This window comes from Adlercreutzia caecimuris B7 (assembly GCF_000403355.2).
GTDB lineage: Bacteria > Actinomycetota > Coriobacteriia > Coriobacteriales > Eggerthellaceae > Adlercreutzia > Adlercreutzia caecimuris.
On sequence record NZ_KE159646.1, the window covers coordinates 732,354 to 748,989 of the forward strand.

General features: G+C 57.4%; 12 protein-coding genes. 1 reads left to right on the top strand and 11 read right to left on the bottom strand.

Annotation, left to right across the window (positions count from 1 at the left end; genetic code table 11):
• Positions 1-6 precede the first annotated feature (6 nt).
• On the bottom strand, positions 7-999 hold the full coding sequence (dusB, locus tag C811_RS07200; protein ID WP_016308868.1) for a tRNA dihydrouridine synthase DusB: 993 nt from the start codon (positions 997-999) through the stop codon (positions 7-9).
• A gap of 15 nt (positions 1,000-1,014) precedes the next feature.
• Positions 1,015-1,200, bottom strand: coding sequence for a hypothetical protein (locus tag C811_RS07205; RefSeq protein WP_016308869.1), 186 nt, complete (start codon positions 1,198-1,200; stop codon positions 1,015-1,017).
• Between the two features lie 102 nt (positions 1,201-1,302).
• Here C811_RS07205 and C811_RS07210 point away from each other — a divergent pair, with 102 nt between their 5' ends.
• On the top strand, positions 1,303-1,950 hold the full coding sequence (locus C811_RS07210) for a flavodoxin family protein (protein ID WP_016308870.1): 648 nt from the start codon (positions 1,303-1,305) through the stop codon (positions 1,948-1,950).
• 599 nt (positions 1,951-2,549) lie between these two features.
• Here C811_RS07210 and C811_RS16185 read toward each other — a convergent pair.
• The 9 genes from C811_RS16185 to lepA form a co-directional block, all read right to left on the bottom strand.
• The gene (locus C811_RS16185; protein WP_016308871.1) at positions 2,550-4,337 is read right to left on the bottom strand and encodes a BspA family leucine-rich repeat surface protein; all 1,788 of its coding nucleotides are present in this window, start codon (positions 4,335-4,337) and stop codon (positions 2,550-2,552) included.
• 50 nt (positions 4,338-4,387) lie between these two features.
• Positions 4,388-6,085, bottom strand: a complete 1,698-nt coding sequence (locus C811_RS16495) for an O-antigen ligase family protein (protein ID WP_198010018.1) — start codon at positions 6,083-6,085, stop codon at positions 4,388-4,390.
• Between the two features lie 187 nt (positions 6,086-6,272).
• A complete protein-coding gene (locus C811_RS16190; protein WP_198010019.1) occupies positions 6,273-8,195 on the bottom strand; it encodes a fibronectin type III domain-containing protein in 1,923 nt (640 codons plus the stop codon).
• Positions 8,196-8,233: 38 nt separating this feature from the next.
• The gene (locus tag C811_RS07220) at positions 8,234-9,547 is read right to left on the bottom strand and encodes a penicillin-binding transpeptidase domain-containing protein (RefSeq protein ID WP_016308874.1); all 1,314 of its coding nucleotides are present in this window, start codon (positions 9,545-9,547) and stop codon (positions 8,234-8,236) included.
• A 456-nt stretch (positions 9,548-10,003) separates the two neighbouring features.
• Positions 10,004-10,930, bottom strand: coding sequence for a hypothetical protein (locus C811_RS07225; protein WP_016308876.1), 927 nt, complete (start codon positions 10,928-10,930; stop codon positions 10,004-10,006).
• The gene (locus C811_RS07230; RefSeq protein ID WP_016308877.1) at positions 10,927-11,832 is read right to left on the bottom strand and encodes an ATP-binding protein; all 906 of its coding nucleotides are present in this window, start codon (positions 11,830-11,832) and stop codon (positions 10,927-10,929) included. The genes C811_RS07225 and C811_RS07230 overlap by 4 nt, the downstream gene beginning before the upstream one ends.
• Before the next feature lie 14 nt (positions 11,833-11,846).
• Positions 11,847-12,554 carry a LytR/AlgR family response regulator transcription factor gene (locus tag C811_RS07235; RefSeq protein ID WP_016308878.1) on the bottom strand — a complete coding sequence of 236 codons (708 nt, stop codon included), beginning with the start codon at positions 12,552-12,554 and terminating at the stop codon, positions 11,847-11,849.
• 278 nt (positions 12,555-12,832) lie between these two features.
• On the bottom strand, positions 12,833-13,348 hold the full coding sequence (locus C811_RS16845; RefSeq protein ID WP_016308880.1) for a fibronectin type III domain-containing protein: 516 nt from the start codon (positions 13,346-13,348) through the stop codon (positions 12,833-12,835).
• A 1,381-nt stretch (positions 13,349-14,729) separates the two neighbouring features.
• Positions 14,730-16,535, bottom strand: coding sequence for a translation elongation factor 4 (gene lepA / locus C811_RS07245; protein ID WP_016308881.1), 1,806 nt, complete (start codon positions 16,533-16,535; stop codon positions 14,730-14,732).
• Between the last annotated feature and the right edge of the window lie 101 nt (positions 16,536-16,636).

Consider the following 16,636-nt stretch of genomic DNA (forward strand, 5'->3'; position numbering starts at 1 on the left):
AGCCTGCTATTCCTTCCCGCTTGCAACTATCGCATGCTCATGGGCGATCTCCAGCAAGTCGTCGAACACTTGGTTGAAATCGTCGAGCGTCGTGCAGTAGTTGATGCGCCCGCGGGCAGCGGCAGCGCCGGGAAGCCCCGCCATGTACCACATGGCGTGCTTGCGCATGCGCACGATGTTGCGCCCCTCGCGGTGGGTGAGCAGCTCGGCGTGGCGCCGGGCCATGGCGATTCTCTCGTCCACCGTGGGCGGCGCAGGCTCGGGCAGGCCTGCGAGCGCCGCCTGCACCTGGGAGAACAGCCACGGGTTGCCCTCGGCACCGCGAGCGATCATCACCGCGTCACAGCCGGTTTCCGCCGCCATGCGCACCGCGTCGGTACCCGAGCGGACATCGCCGTTGCCCACCACGGGCACGCTCACCGCCTCGCGCACGCGCGCGATCACGCCCCAGTCGGCACTCCCCCGGTACAGCTGCTCGGTATAGCGCCCGTGCACCGCCACGGCATCGGCACCGGCCGCCTCCATGTGGCGGGCAAAAGCCGGAGCCGTCTCGTCTCCCTCGGACCAACCGCGGCGGAACTTCGCCGTCACCGGACAGGAGACGGCCTCCTTCACAGCCGACACGATGGAGGCGGCCAGATGGGGGTCGCGCATGAGTGCCGAGCCGTCCCCCTTCGACACGATCTTGCGCGCGGGGCAGCCCATGTTGATGTCCAGATAGGCCAGGCTCTCCCCCATCTCCTGCTCGATCCAGGCAGCCTGGGAGGCCATCACCTCCGGCTCGTGACCGAACAGCTGCACGGCCACCTGCTTCTCGCCGCCGGCCAGGGCCAGCAAATGGCGCGTCTTCTCGTTGGCAAACGAGAGCCCTTTGGCCGACACCATCTCGGTGAAGGCCATATCGGCTCCGGCCTCGCGGCAGAGCGTGCGGAAGGCGATGTCGCTCACCCCGGCCATGGGCGCCAAAAGTACCCGGTACTTCCCGAACAATCCGTCCACTGTGTGCGGCCTTCCCTACAGGGTTCCGAACAGCAGCAGGCCGATGAGTACGATAACCCCCACTACGAACAGCAGCAGCCCCACAGTCACGAGCGTTTTCGAGGTGCCGCTCATGCCCAGGCGCTCCTGCTCCTCGGCGATCTTCTTCTCGTTGAAGGGGTCGTCTATCCAGTCGTAGGTGTCTTTGTCGTGCTTCGCCATGGAGCTCCTTGTGCCAACCGCGCGCCATTGATTGTCGTTCGGCTCACAGTGTAGCGGATGTACAATCGGGCCGAGCAAAATCCAAGAGAAGAGGAGAGATTCGTGAAGGTACTGCTTATCAACGGAAGCCCGCGCATGGCGGGAAACACGGCCCGGGCCCTGCAGGAGGCCGCGGCGGCCCTTGAGGCCGAGGGCGTGGAGGCGGAGGTCGCCTGGATCGGCAACAAGGAGATCCGCGGCTGCATCGCCTGTGGCATCTGCGGGAAGAAGGGCGATCACCGTTGCGTGTTCGACGCCGACCCCTGTAACGAGCTCATTCAGAAAGCCGCTGAGGCCGACGGCCTCATCGTGGGCTCGCCGGTGTACTACGCCGGGGCGGCCGGCTCGCTCATCGCGCTGCTCGACCGGATGTTCTATGCCGGCGGCTCCCTGCTGCGCTTCAAGCCGGCGGCCGGCGTGGCCGTGGCCCGGCGTGCCGGGGCTATAGAGGCGGCCGACCAGATCAACAAGTACTTCCAGATCAATTCCATGCCTGTGGTGGGTTCCAGCTACTGGAACATCATCTTCGGCCGCACACCGGGCGATGTGGAGGGCGACGGCGAGGGGCTGCACACCATGCGCACCCTCGGCCGCAACATGGCCTGGCTGATGCGGTGCATCGAAGCGGGTCGCGCGGCCGGCATCGAGGCCCCGGAGATCGAGCCCAAGCCCTTCACCAATTTCGTGCGCGAGGATCTGCTGGAAGCGTAGACGTCCGTCGGTCGTCTATGTCACAAGGGGCCTGACGTCGAACGCCAGGGCACTCGCCGTTCCCCACAATTGCCGCGATAGCGATGCGCTCGCATCTCGTCCGTTGGCGTCAAGCCGCACCCTCAACGTTGGCTGGCGCTAACGGGCATTCGCCACAACGTCGGCCATCGGCGTTCATCTACCGCAGCGGCTATGGCCGCCGCTCATCGCCGTCTCCGCCCATCGCCGAGCCGCTGGCGGCGATGGGCGATTGCGGACTGCCCCCACTGCGCACAAGCCGACCCGTGCCCTGCGTGGGAGTTAGACAAATCGGCCTTTTATGCATCGCTGCGCATTATGGGCCGATATGTGCAGTTTGGGCGCTCCAAACCTATACAAATCGGCTGCTTTCGCGCACTTATGCGCCGAGAGCTATGCATATCGGGCTTTTCGGTGCATCGATGCAGGAAGAGGGTCGATATGCATAGATGTGATACGGCCCGAGGCGCCCTCAGGCATCGACATGCAAGTTATGCCACAATTTGGACATTCTCTCCGGCAGCAATTAGCGCCCCTTTTCGCGGCAAAAGACGTTCATCCTGTCAACGTATCGACAGCTGCTATTTCTTTGTCTTCACCGCCTTGGCCTTCGACCAGCTGGAGTAGTAGGTTTTGCCGCCCACCTTCTTGTAAGTGCGCACTTGGACGTAGTAGGTCTTCTTGGCCTTCAGCTTGGAGACCTTGAGCGAGCACTTCCTGCCGGCGGCTGAGGTTGCCTTGGCGATCTTCACCTTGGTGGTCTTCTTCGTGAACTTCTTGCTGGTGGACCAACGCACCTGGTAGCCGGTCGTCTGCTTCAAATTCGCCTTGCTCGGCTTCTTCCATTTCACGGTGAAGGCCCTCTTGGCCTTCGTGAGCTTGGAGACGCTTGTCCCCGTCGGCACGATCCTGAACGTGGCGGTCTTGGCGCCCGCGTACTTCCCCGCGCCCTTAACGGTCACCTTGTAGGAGCCGATCTTCTTACCGGCCTTGCAGCTGTAGGTGAAGTCCACCTTGTGGCGCAGCGTCTTGCCGCCCACCTTCACCGTGGGCACCGCGCACTTCTGCGTCTTGCCGTTGTAGACTTTGGACTTCACGCTGATGGAGGCCTTGGCGATGGAAATCTTAGACGGCTTGGGGGTTGGCGATACCGTGGGCGGTGCCGGCTTCGGCTTCACCAATGCGCTTGCGGCCGCTGATCCTTCGGCGGCGTAGGTTGCCGCCCTGTTCGCGGGAACTTGAGCGGGGGCAAACACATCGCCGGCCTCATTCACCCACTTACCCGTGGCATTTGGAATGTACCTTGCATTTGGCGTGGGCATTTCCGAACCTAAGTTTGTACGAGAGCCCAAGGTGATCAGGGAGAGCTGGGGGCACTGTGCCAAAATCCCACTAAGACCGTCATGTTGCATTGCCTTTGAGGTGTCCCATCCCGACAGGTTGAGCGTCTCCAAAGCAGAACAACCGTGGAACAGCGAGCTCAGATCTGTCGCACGGGCCATAGAAAGCGTCGAGAGATCCAGCACCTTCAGCTTTGAACACTCCATAAACAATGCCGAAGCATTTTCAAGATTTGCCGCACGCCACCCCTTGCCGGTGAATATCGTCAGGGAAGAACACTGGCCGAACATCTCCCACGCTTTGGTTAGCTTTGGCGTATCCCACTTTGAAAGGTTCAATGCTTTCAGGGAGCGACATTCCTTGAACATCAATAGGCTTTTCTCAAGATTGCTCATATTCCATGAGGAGACATCGAGAGCCGCAAGGGACGTGCAACCGTTGAACATCGATTGGGTTGTCTTTACGCGCACCGTATTCCAACGCGACACATCAAGGGCCTCAAGCGACGAGCAGTTCCGGAACATCGTTGCCATGCTCTCAACCTTCGACGTGTCCCACCCCGACACATCGACGCTCTTAAGCGATTTGCATTGGGCGAACATGGAGGTCATATCCGTCACATTGCTCACGTCGAGTTTAGCCAGATTTATTTCAGTGCAGCTCGTCATATCTTCGAACCAAGAGAAAGTGTCCGATGGCTTGATGGCGTCACGCACTATTACTTTTGTCACCCGAGAATCGACGTCAGACGGCCATCCGCGTCGTTTTGCGCCGCTCGCTCCCTCAATCGCTGCGGTCACTTTGCCGCCTTGTTTGGCGTCATGCTCTCCATACCTAGTGTCAGTGCCAGGGGTTTCCTCTGACTGCAAAACGAGGGTATAGCTCTCTCCATTTTTGTAATAAAGGGCATAGATATCGCGCGCATCCCCGCCGTCTGCCCAAGCGGTGTGCGCGGAAAAACTGCTCAGAGCCAACAGTACACCACAGCAAATTGCCAGCAGTGCGGATTTAACCATTCGCGTAACCACAGGCGCTCCTCCTTCCAGGATGACGTTCTATTTGATCCTCATCCAATCCACTATGTCACCCTTCTTCCTCTCATGAGCTCGCGTTTTGCAGCGCGCAGATCATCATGGAAAGGCTCTCGCATTATTTCCATATCAAGAACACGTTCAGCCTCTTCCTCCTTATCGAGCATTATCATTGCCGTTGCCGCGAGTAGAGCCTGCTCGGCGTTATCCACTCTGTCGCAATCTGCATACCAGGCAACTTGGTCAAAGGCGCCTGCATGCAAAAGCGCTTCCATGGAGAGCGTCTCAAGGTCTTCATCATGTGCTGTCCCAGGTAGTTGAAGGGCCGATTCAACCTTCGACACGTCACCTTCTGCGGCCGCCTCTCGCACCGACGCCATCACATACTCGGCTCCTAGGCCGCATGCCGATGTCATCAGAGCAAGAACGGTAATCCCCATAGGCAGCAATGCCCCTTGACGGCTCCTCGGCCTTGCAGCCGCCTCGCCGCCCCTCGACTCATGCATAGTTCGCATCTCAAGAGCAGTTCTTCGCGATGATCCAGGGGGCAGCCCAAGACTTAGAAACACTATAAGCAAAGTGAACAGCGCAGAAAAATGCAGGTCGAAATCGAAAGCAGCGTGCAAGACCATCACTGCTGCCGCCACCGCTACCCCTCGGGATCGCTGTTGCACCAACTTCAACCAACTCCACAGCACAAAACCGAGAAGGACGATCAACGCAGGCAAGCCCGCATCCAGGGCAATCTGCAGATAGCTGCAATGAACGGTAGCCGCAGTGTAGGATTCCGATTGAATGAAACGGTAGGCATCTTCCCATCCGTCAGGTCCGACGCCCCACACAGGGGTGCCAACCAACAATACCGCCGCATCGTTCATTTGGATAAGTCGCTCGGTGAAAGTTCCCAGAGCCTCCTCAAAACGCGGGCTCACGACGATAGCCGCAATCAACACCAAGGCGATGATAACAACCCCCACTCCGACAACGCGTAAAGCACGAAAGCGTCGCGTCGGCACTTCAACAGAGGTCAAAAAAGACTCACATCTCCAGCGAATAGTTAGCGCGAGCAAGGCCCACAGCGGGGCGAAGGGTGGGAATGTCCGACAAAGCAAGAACGCACAGACCCCGAGCAGGACATCGATCAGCATAATGCGTATGCGAGGCACCCTGCTGCACTTATCGCACCACAGGCAACATGCTGCGCACCCACCTATCCAGCAGCAAATTGCTCCGACGGACATTGTCAGCAGTAAACCTATGATCAAGAGGCACGCTGTCGGATGCAGTGGCCGCCCAGCCCCCGAGGTGGAAAGCACATAAACGTACCAGCTTGCAAACCAAATGCCGCTTGCGTTCGCGTACTCAAAGGGAAAGTGAAGCCGCCCAGCGGTTACAGCCCCTTCAACGAGCAGCGCTCCCGAGAAGACGAGAACGCCAATCGCAGCACTTGCCACTGCCACCCAAGTAAGAAGGCGGAGGACCCAACGACGCGCCGCAGCGCTCATCATGGCCGGAAACAGCGCAAACGCCGCCAAAGAGAACCAGGAAAACCCATAAGCCAAGGAGGAGATACCGCGCTCGTTCACAAAAAAACTTGTGAACGTCAGGACCCCAATCCCCGCAAGCACGGCCGCGCTCGCACAAGAGCCGGGGCGACGTTTTACTAGCAACGGCACAAGTGCCGCGCAACCAAGAGCACCAATGATCAGAGTTGTTGACGCGTAATAACCTCCTTGCATAAACACAAGCGCGCCTAAAAGTATACAGAGCATCACTGCGCTGTACTTATCCCAAGGCTCGAGAGAAAAGACTGCTGTTTTTGGAGCATTTGAGACAGACGACCGCCGAGACACTTCGGCTGTCCCGGCAATCGCCCGTTGCTTGCTCTTTTTCACTTGTGAGGATCGAGAGCCCACGATGTTTCTCGCTGCGCTATTTCTTCGTCTTCACCTTCTGCACTTTTGACCAACTTGAGCAAATTTGCTTGCCGCCTACCTTCTTATAGGTGCATACGCGCACGTAGTAGGTCTTCTTTGCCTTCAGTTTCGACACTTTTAGGCTGGTCTTTTTCACATTCCTCACTGTCTTGGTCTTTACAGCTTTCTTGAATTTCTTGTCAGTAGAGTACTGCACCTTAAAGCCGGTTATCTGCCTGGCTGCGCTCTTAGAAGGCTTCTTCCACTTCGCCGTAAACGATTTCTTGCCGGCGGCTGGTTTCTTCGCCGTCACACCTTTGGGAACAATCTGGAACTTTCCTTTGACCGTACCCGCATACGCGCCCTTGCCTACAACCGTCACAGTATACGTGCCGATTTTCTTGCCGCCCTTGCAGTTGAAGGCATAGTCGACTCCCGCTTTGAGCGTCTTGCCCCCCATCTTTACTGTGATAGATTTCGGCTTTTGGGTCTTACCCGAATATACTTTGCTTTTCACGATTACCTTCGCAGAAGCAAGGGAAGTTTGCCTCGGTTTAGTCGGAGCCGGAGCTGGAGTCGCCGTCGATGTCGCTGGTGTTACTTCCCGGCGATTTACCACATCATAGAACCACCAGCCTCCGTTGCGCTTCACGAGAGCATAGTTGGTATCAGCGACTTTTGCGCCACCCAGTGAAATACCATTATGATCGTAGTAGCTATCGTATCGGAAGGGAACGACAACATTGCCCTTGGAATCAATGGCGCCGTATTTGCCTTTTCCATCAGCTGCAAACCAAACATCGAGGTTGCGATGACGCACGCTATTTCCATAAGCTGAAAGACCTCGATGCGGTGGTATGGCCAGCGTGTATCCATTACGAGTAATTCTCTTTCCAGCAGGATCGGTAACAGATCCGTATGTCAAACCTGACGCTTCGTCATAATTGAATTCAACGACGACTTCGATTCCGTTGAAAAAAATTTCTTTGCCTGAAGATTCGGCGCCTTCTACATTGCCACTTCCATAACCTTCGAGAGATTTTTGGGCTGACAGCCCTTTCTTGGTTGTGTAATGCACCATGCCATCTTCATAATCAATATACACATATTGGCTAGGATCAACATCCGAAGCGATTTGCCTTGGCGAAATACTTGCCGTCACGCACCACAGGGAACCATCGCCCTTTGCAAAAACCGATACTGCCCTTTCGTGATTGCAAGCAGCCCTTTCTACGCCTTCTAATTTCTTTACCGAACCAGAACTTAAATCGAAGTAATAGCAGATGACATCTTCGTCGCTCGATACCTGTACTCCCACTTCCAGGAGTCCAGGCATAACGCTCACGCTCCGGGCTTGGCCACGTGCTACAGTAATAGTCTGGTGTTTTTTCGCGGTTTTTCCGTCGTATACATCAATCTGCGTTGCGCCATTCACCATTCTCGTCGCGTAATATCGATGCGTGCTTTCATCGAGAGCGATGTCTTTATATCGACACGGCACGATTGTGTTGCCGTCCATCGAGAGCGCCCCGGCCAACCCTGAATCCTTATCGCTAATATAAATCCCATAAGAGCCGTTACCAAACATGTAGCCATACTGAAGTTGCGTATCCTTCGTATGCACTCCATCATCGCCCTCTGTGTAGGCAGATTGGAACGTTTTCTTGCCATCAGCACGAACAATATCGCGACTTACCAGCACATACTCCTTCACCTTGCCTTGATATTGGGCACTGTAGACGGTCTCCTTCGACATAAGGGCATACTTGCCCCCAAAGACACCATACACCTCGTCGTACACCAAAGGGCCGCCTGCTGGCTCAGCGACGGCACCAAATGCCTCGGCCCCAGCCACGCCAAAGAGGGAGCAAGCCAACACGCCGGCCAAAAGCGCGCTTATGCCACGCTTCCACCTTCTCCTCTTTTCTTGCTTGTCCATGTATTCTCTCCTTTCTGGCCCTTGGCCGTTCTTTACCGTCATCCCAATCGCTCTTCCTTGAGCGTTGCTCTCACGAACGCACTGGCGCGTTCTGAAGCCACATCCGAAGCGCTTCCGTAAATAAACACTGCGAATGCAAGCGACTTCCCATCTGCTTCCGCCCAGCCAGCGAACCATCCATTTTCCGTCGCATTCGTAACTGCCGCAGTGCCTGTCTTTCCGTAGACTTTTACGCCAATAACCTGGGTATTTTGTCCTGTGCCAGACAGCACGACCTCGGCCATTGCTTCGCGAAGGGAGTCGATGGTTGTCTGACTTAAAAATCTCTCATTTATGATGAGTGGCTTCGTTTGAATCGCGTCTCGTTCACAGCCCTCAATTTTCTCGACAATATAAGGCGCGTACAGCGTTCCACCATTCGCAATGCATGCTGGCACCAGCGCTTCCTGGACAACGGTGGCCATGGGGCCCGTCCATGAACCGTCCTCTTTAACAAACGACTGGCCCACGCCAAACCATGCTTTTTCAAATTCCGAGCGGGCGTTGTCGGCACCCACTGTCGAGACTTCGCATGTGAAATCTTGAGGAAGACTTTTATCGAACCCAAAATTCCGCGCCATATCGGCCACGCGATCGGGGCCGAGCTCAAGAGAAAGCTCGGCAAATGCAGTGTTGATTGACTGGGCATAGGCATCCAGAAGTGATATCGAGCCATACGATTGACCGCCCGCATTTGAGATACGGCCTCCGTCAAGAAGCAGGGCACCCGGACCGTTGACCGTATCTTCAAGCGATGCGCCGTCTTCAAGAGCGGCAGCGAGTGTAATTGTCTTAAACGTTGATCCCGGTATATGGAGTGTCGCCGCCGCATTGCCCAGCTCGTCATCCCCATTACCCCGCTCTCTTTGAGAATATGTAGGATTGGCGGGATCGAAGCTTGGGTTTACCGCTAGGGCACGAATTGCGCCCGTCTGGGGGTCTATTGCCACAAGAGCTCCGTTGATTCCCGATAATGTTTCTTCTGCAGCCCGCTGCATCGCAGAATCAATTGTTAGACAGATGGAATCGCCTTCCGCAAGCTGTCTATCGAAACGCTGCTCTATCCCGATGTCTTTCTCGGTGTCGTACACACTGCCGATAACCCAGGCAGCCAATGGTCCTTCAGGATAGAGACGCGGTTGAGACGTGAAGCCGCCATCACTCATTGCTAAGACAACACCATCTGCTGTCGTTATGGGCCCGCGCTCTTTTGTTGTTGCGGAACAACCTGAAACCAGAATTACAACAACCGCGGTAGCAATAAAGGCTATACAGGCAGCTGACCACTTTCGCTGATTAATCATACATTTCATAAAAGAATTTCTTACATCGTGAGAGATCGAAACTATCGCTGTTTTAACTCCAATATCGATAGTTGTCTCATTTCGACGCGCATGACAGTCAGCCAGGAAAACGCGTCGAACCAGACATGAGTCTTCTTGGAGTTTGAAGCTCCGAACGGCACCTCCATAGCGTTCCTCCGATCTCCAAAACGAACCATCCTACATAGGAATCGTCAACAAGCTTGCATGTTCTCTCCCGAGAGATTGTCTCTTGCGAGAGATGCTACGAATGCGATGATGGCACCGCAACACATTTGTTAAAAGTGGGACAGTTCATGTAACAATCGATTGGGTGCTCCAAAGTGAACGGTCGTTGAAGACTGGTCGTTGGACAGGTGGTTATCGATGTAGCGGCCTCGATATCATTTCTCATATTGGAACTGTTCGATTCGTAAAGCAGCCCTTGCGTCAATATTTGACAGATGATCAGGAAAAAGAATCTTCACGCATAATGGACGCTTCGGCCAAGTAGGCCCGCGCTGCCTCATATTGCCCCTGAACGGCCAGCAATTGGGCTACCTGAACGTGGTTGCGCAGATCATGGCGCAGGCGACTTGTCTCCATCAGTTCGGCCTCCATGACCTTCACCTGCTTCAGGCAAGCCGCCACCGACTTCTCCAATGCGGCCGCCTCGAAATCCGCCTGTTCCTTTTTCGCCGATTGCGCCATAGATGCTGCCAAAAGTCCGTCGGCTGCAAAGCACAGGACGAACAACGCCAGAATGGCCAACGTGTAGGCCAGGTCACCATGACAGTGGTCGGCAACGATATTCTCAATCATTATGAGCAGAAACAGCTGTGTCAAAGGGAAAAGCGAGTACCACACAAGCCACGAAGGAGTCGCCTCGCCTGCACCGCCGTCCCCCTTCCGCAAGGGGAACCAGCGCTGATACACCTTCATCATTCCCGCAAGCATCAGCGGCAGGCACACCAAATGCCCCACGGTACCCGTCAGCAGAAAAGGCAGCGGGTACTCCCAAGCCAGGCTGTTGTCCATAGTGCCCAAACCCGTCATGAGCACCCACAGGCCAGCCCCTATCATTTCGGCGCACGACTGCAGGAGAAGGCAAACGGTCATGACGATAAGTCGCCGCGGAAACGATCCGCCCAAGAGCATCATGGGAACGACAACGGTCGTAAGAAACATGAGGGCTATTCTCAAAAGGGGCGTGTACAGAGGCCGGAACAGAGAAAGACCTGCCATCATCCCTATGCAGACCGCCCAGTAGGTACGGGGCGATTTAGGCGGCAGCATCCAGGCCATAAAGAGGTACGGCACGAGCGAGACCAAACCCGCGAATCCGTTGACGAACAGGTTCTCGGGAGCAAATATTGTTGCCAACACCAGGTTCACGACAGATCCTCCCCCATCCCGCCGCATCCCTCGCGCTCCGGTACATGGAGCATCACGGTGGTCCTTGCCATACCGTCCTCCACGTGGGCCGTCAGGGCGCCGCCATAGCGCTTGGCGATACCCTCCACAATGGCGAGACCCCACCCGTGGCTTTCCGGGCCGCTCGGACGGGCGCCCCTCTTGCGCCGACCGTCCAACATCATGCGAAACTTCGGTTCATCGGTCGAGGCAATGCTGTTGCGGGCCTCCACCACCAGGTACTCCCCCCGCTGAAAGGCCCGCAGGGACACGTGCGGCTCCCTCACTCCCGCCGCCTTTGCCCGCCGAGCACCCGCCACAGCGTTGTCTGCCAGGTTCACGATCACCGTGCAAAGCTCGCTGGCCCGCACCGCCAAGCAGGCCGGCAGGTGAAGAGAGCAGTCCATATCCACCCCCGCCGCCCGACCGTCTCTCAGCTTCATGGCCGCTGCAGCATTGACCGAGGGGTGATCGCACAAGCGGCCGCCGATGGAATCGAGCAACGCTATCGCCTCGTTCGCATGCTCCCACGAATCATCAGACCCATTCGCCAGAAGTTCCTGGGCCCGACCGAGCTCTTCAGCCGCCGCACGACGGACATGCAGCACGTCTTCCCGATGGCGCTCCATGCTCTCGCGGTAGGACTGCAGCGCCTTTTCCTGATCTTCCAGAGCCTGCACGCCCATGCGGGCCGCCTGAGCATGCTGCGCCCGCTTCATTTCGCGCAACACGAGGAAATCCACAGGAACGCAGGCGAGGATGATCGCCCCTGCCACCACGAAATAACCCCAGGAGAAATCCAGCCGCCAAAGCCAGTTGAGGGCTACGATTCCGCAGCACAACTGGCTGAAGGGAAGCAGTATAGAGGAAATTCGCCGAAGCACGCCGCCCCCTTCTGCTACCGACTCAAATGTTGAAAGAAGCGCTCGCGCGCCTTCTGGCGGCAACGCTGGCTGATCGGCACGACTTCACCTGTCTTGAGCACGAACTCAGATCCGTTCAAGCGGGCTACTTGGTTCAAATTCACAATGAAGCTCTTGTGGCATCGCACGAACTCCCCAGGCAACCGATCGAGCATGGCGGCGACGGTTCCATAGGTCTCATACACCCCGCACAGAGCGTGAATCTCCAACTTGCGGCGGCGGCTTTCGATGAAGACTATGTCCCGAGTCGGCAATGCGGCCGACTCACGTCCGAATTTGACCATGAGGGTCTCGAGGCTTCTCGCTTCCAAATTGCGCACAGCACGAGCCAAGGCGCGATCTATCTCCTTCTGCTTAACGGGCTTCGTGAGAAAATACATATGGGCTGTCTCGTATACATCGGTGCAATACTCCACGTAGCCGGTCACATAAATGACCTGCGTTGCGCAGCCTTCGGGAAACAGCCGCTGGACGATATCGATGCCCGTGGGACCATGGTCGTCCAAACGAATGTCAGTCAACAGGACATCGGGGCCCCGTCCAGCATCAACGAGATCGCACAACGCTTTTTCGGAAGCCACCGATGTCACATCGAAAAGCGGGCCGAAAGGGCTTTCGGCCACGACTCCTTCCATAGCCGCTCGGGCTTCGGGAACGTTGTCAAGAACAACCAAATGGTACATACAGCCTAGCTACTCCTTCTTCCCAGGTCGCTCACGAAGTAACACGATAGGCCAATGAGCGCCCCCCCCCCCCGAGTTTTATCGGAAAGGCAGGTTAAAGGGATGCAAACTGCCCGAGACAGCAAATTGGCATTGCGTTTCAATTCTCACTTAAAACCAGACATTAACAAGATGCATGTAACAATTGAAGAGTTTCGTGTAATAAAAGACAACCACATTCATTTTTGCAGCAATGAGCCTCTTGCCCTTGATAGGGCTCCGCGCCTGTATGCTTTCTGCTATTTCCTCGTCTTCACCGCCTTGGCCCTCGACCAGCTGGAGTAGTAGGTTTTGCCGCCCACCTTCTTGTAGGTACGCACCTGCACGTAGTAGGTCTTCTTGGCCTTCAGCTTGGAGACCTTGAGCGTGCACTTCTTGCCGGCGGCCGAGGTCGCCTTGACGGTCTTCACCTTGGTGGCCTTCTTCGTGAACTTCTTGCTGGTGGACCAGCGCACCTGGTAGCCGGTCGTCTGCTTCAGGTGCGCCTTGCTCGGCTTCTTCCACTTCACGGTGAAGGCCCTCTTGGCCTTGGAGAGCTTCTTCACGCTCGTCCCCTTCGGCACGATCTTGAACGTCGCGGTCTTCGTGCCGGCGTAGGCGCCCTTGCCGGTGACCGTCACCTTGTAGGAGCCCACGGCCCTCCCGCCCTTGCAGGACCAGGCGTAGTCCACGCCGCTGCGCAGCGTCTTGCCGCCAAGCTTCACGGTGGGCGCCGCGGGCTTCAGCGTCTTGCCCGTCCACGCCTTCGCCTTCACGGAGACGGAAGCCTTGGCGAGGGAGGTTTTTGGCACTTCAGGCCGAGCAACAACGCCTATGGGCCCTCGATAACTTGAATTGACAACAATTGTAAGTCGCTTCGGCAGTTTATGCCCCCACAAGCTACTAATGCCCGCCTGCGTATCTCCAACTATCGAATCGAATATTTCAGCCGAACCATCTTGATATTCAACTAAATACACTAAGCGCCCCTCCGCATCCCCACTCAGGGCATCAACGAAAACATTTACGCGCCATCCACTTTTATATTGAGGAGCGCTCAATTCGAATGTGCAGTAAAAAAGATCAGTGGCAGTCCGAGGAAGCAGCGAGACTGCCGGACTCACTGAAGTAAGAGTAATTGGATGCCACAGGGTACCGTAATCGTACATGCCCGTTCCGCCATCAGTAAAGTAACCGACAGCAATTTCCCACGGAGCGCCTTTGGAATCAATGATCTTCGTTGCTGTGCCATCCCAAATAGCACCACCTCCGCCTCCGTCCCCATTTGCCCCGCCATCGGCCAGTGCAATGGACGGCATCATCGAGCAGCAAAGAAGCAACGCTAGAAAACAAACCGGAACTTTCCTAAGCTGATTCTTCACTCCAACCTCCTGTCATAATCAATTCTGTTCAAAACCTGATAAGACCAGAGGAAGAAATGCTTGATTGTTTGAGACCTTCTTGGAGAAAGGCATCCGCCCTCTGTCGCCAAACAACCATGACCGCGAAACAACGCAGCTGGTGGGCAGATGCCCTTCAGCAATCGTTGTTTCGTCTCAAGACGCGATATTCATGGTTGTTTGGCGATTGAGAGTGTATCACATGTTGATGCTTTCGCGGAGCATTTAGCGAGCTTGGCCAGTGTTGCCAGTCAGGCCGGCTCCTGACAGCCGTCAGCCGGGTTGGGCCCGGCCCGCATTTGTCGCGCGAAGCGATACCCGCTTCGCATCCCTGCCCCAGACCAAAAACCAACTTGCATCCCTATGCAAACCGCCCCCCATCTTGCATCGGGGCCGCACAAATCGGCCCTCAACTTGCAGCGGTGCATGTTGTGGGGCGATTTGTGCGGGTTGGTTGCTTCAAACCCGGTCAGATGACCTGTTTTTGCGCATCGGAGGGGTGAAAACCCGCGCAGATCGGCCTTCTGGATGCATTGATGCAAATTGGAGGCCGATCTGCGCGGGTCCCCTGCAAGTTGAGGGGCGATCTGGACTTTTCGGCGCAAGCTGGGCCGCAATCTGGGCTCTGCTCCGCAAATCCGATCCCGCTCGCGCCTCCGATATGCCCTCGGTCGCTATCCGCGTCCAGCCGAGATACGGGCAGACGCTCGATGCGGGGCCCCATACGGGCGCACGACTCGGGTCGCAGCGCGCCCTTCTACTCGTCCACCTTCAGGATGGCCATGAAGGCCTCCTGGGGCACCTCCACGTTGCCGATGGCCTTCATGCGCTTCTTGCCGGCCTTCTGCTTCTCCAGAAGCTTGCGCTTGCGGGTGATGTCCCCGCCGTAGCACTTGGCCAGCACGTCCTTGCGCTTGGCCTTCACGGTCTGGCGCGCGAGCACCCGCCCGCCGATGGCCGCCTGGATGGGCACCTCGAACATCTGGCGCGGGATGATCTCCTTCAGCTTGTCGCAGAGCACGCGCCCGCGGTCGTAGGCCTTGTCCTTGTGCACGATGAACGACAGGGCGTCGATGGGCTTGCCCGACAGCAGGATGTCCAGCTTCACCAGCTGCGAAGGCTTGTAGCCGTCCATCTCGTAGTCGAGGGACGCGTACCCCTTCGTGTTCGACTTCAGCTTGTCGAAGAAGTCCAGGATGAGCTCGGACAGGGGTATCTCCCAGAGCATCTCCACGGTAGTCTGGGACAGGTAGTTCATGGTGACGAAGTTGCCGCGCCGGCCCACAGCCAAATCCATCACGGCGCCCACGTAGTCGGGCGGGATGAGGATCTTCGCCTTCAGGTAGGGCTCCTCCACGTGATCGATGGAGCCGGGGTCGGGCATCTCCTGGGGCGAGTGGAGCGAGACCATCTCGCCGCCCTTCAGGTAGACGTGGTACTCCACCGAGGGGGCCGTGGCCAAAAGGTCAAGCCCGAACTCGCGCTCCAGGCGCTCCTTGATGACCTCCATGTGCAGAAGGCCCAGAAAGCCCACGCGGAAGCCGAAGCCGAGGGCATGGGAGGTCTCGGGCTCCCACACGAGGGCCGGGTCGTTCAGGGACAGCTTCTCCAGGGCCTCCTTCAAGGGCTCGTACTGGTCGCCATCGATGGGGAACAGGCCCGTGAACACCATGGGCTTCGCCTCGCGGTAGCCGGGCAGAGGGTCGTTCACCCCGCCGTCGGCTAGGGTGATGGTGTCGCCCACCTTCACCTGGCTCACGTCTTTCAGGCCCGTGACGAGATAGCCCACCTCGCCCACGTAGAGTGCCGGCTCGGCCACCTCCTGGGGGTGGCGGGCGCCCACTTCCTCCACGAGGGTCTCGGTGCCCGTGGCCATCATGCGGATCTTGTCGCCCTTCTTGATGGAGCCGTCCACCACGCGGATGAGGGCCACCACGCCGCGGTAGGCGTCGAAGTAGCTGTCGAAGATGAGGGCGCGCAAGGGCGCCTCGCCGTTGCCCTCGGGTGCCGGGATGTTGTAGACCACGGCCTCCAAGAGGTCGTGGACGCCCTCGCCGGTCTTGCCGCTGGCGAGCACCGCGTCGTCGGCGGGAATGGCCAGGCCGTCCTCGATCTCGGCCTTCACCCGCTCCGGCTCGGCGGCCGGCAGGTCGATCTTGTTGATGAGCGGGATGATCTCCAGATCGGCGTTCATGGCCAGCATGGCGTTGGCTACCGTTTGGGCCTCCACGCCCTGGGTGGCGTCCACCACGAGCACCGCGCCGTCGCAAGCCGCCAGGCTGCGGCTCACCTCGTAGGTGAAGTCCACGTGCCCCGGGGTGTCGATGAGGTTCAGCTGGTAGGTCTCGCCGTCGTCGGCCGTGTAGCTCACGCGCACGGCCTGGCTCTTGATGGTGATGCCGCGCTCGCGCTCGATGTCCATGGAATCGAGCAGCTGGGCCTGCATGTCGCGCTTGGCCACGGTGCCCGTCAGCTCCAGGATGCGGTCCGAGAGCGTGGACTTGCCGTGGTCGATGTGGGCGATGATCGAGAAGTTGCGGATATGGGACAGTTCGTGGGTCATAATGGCTTTCTTATCGCGGTCGGTTCCTGCGTATGTGTACGTCTCACGAAGAATTGCCCCTCCCGGGCAGATTTCTTCGTGGTGCTGATGCGAATCTTTGG

What these genes read in the sequence shown, in the direction of transcription:
- C811_RS07205 (WP_016308869.1), bottom strand. Translation starts at nt 1,200, where the DNA reads ATGGCGAAGCACGACAAAGACACCTACGACTGGATAGACGACCCCTTC.
- C811_RS16190 (WP_198010019.1), bottom strand. Translation starts at nt 8,195, where the DNA reads ATGGACAAGCAAGAAAAGAGGAGAAGGTGGAAGCGTGGCATAAGCGCG.
- C811_RS07220 (WP_016308874.1), bottom strand. Translation starts at nt 9,547, where the DNA reads ATGAAATGTATGATTAATCAGCGAAAGTGGTCAGCTGCCTGTATAGCC.
- C811_RS07235 (WP_016308878.1), bottom strand. Translation starts at nt 12,554, where the DNA reads ATGTACCATTTGGTTGTTCTTGACAACGTTCCCGAAGCCCGAGCGGCT.
- lepA (WP_016308881.1), bottom strand. Translation starts at nt 16,535, where the DNA reads ATGACCCACGAACTGTCCCATATCCGCAACTTCTCGATCATCGCCCAC.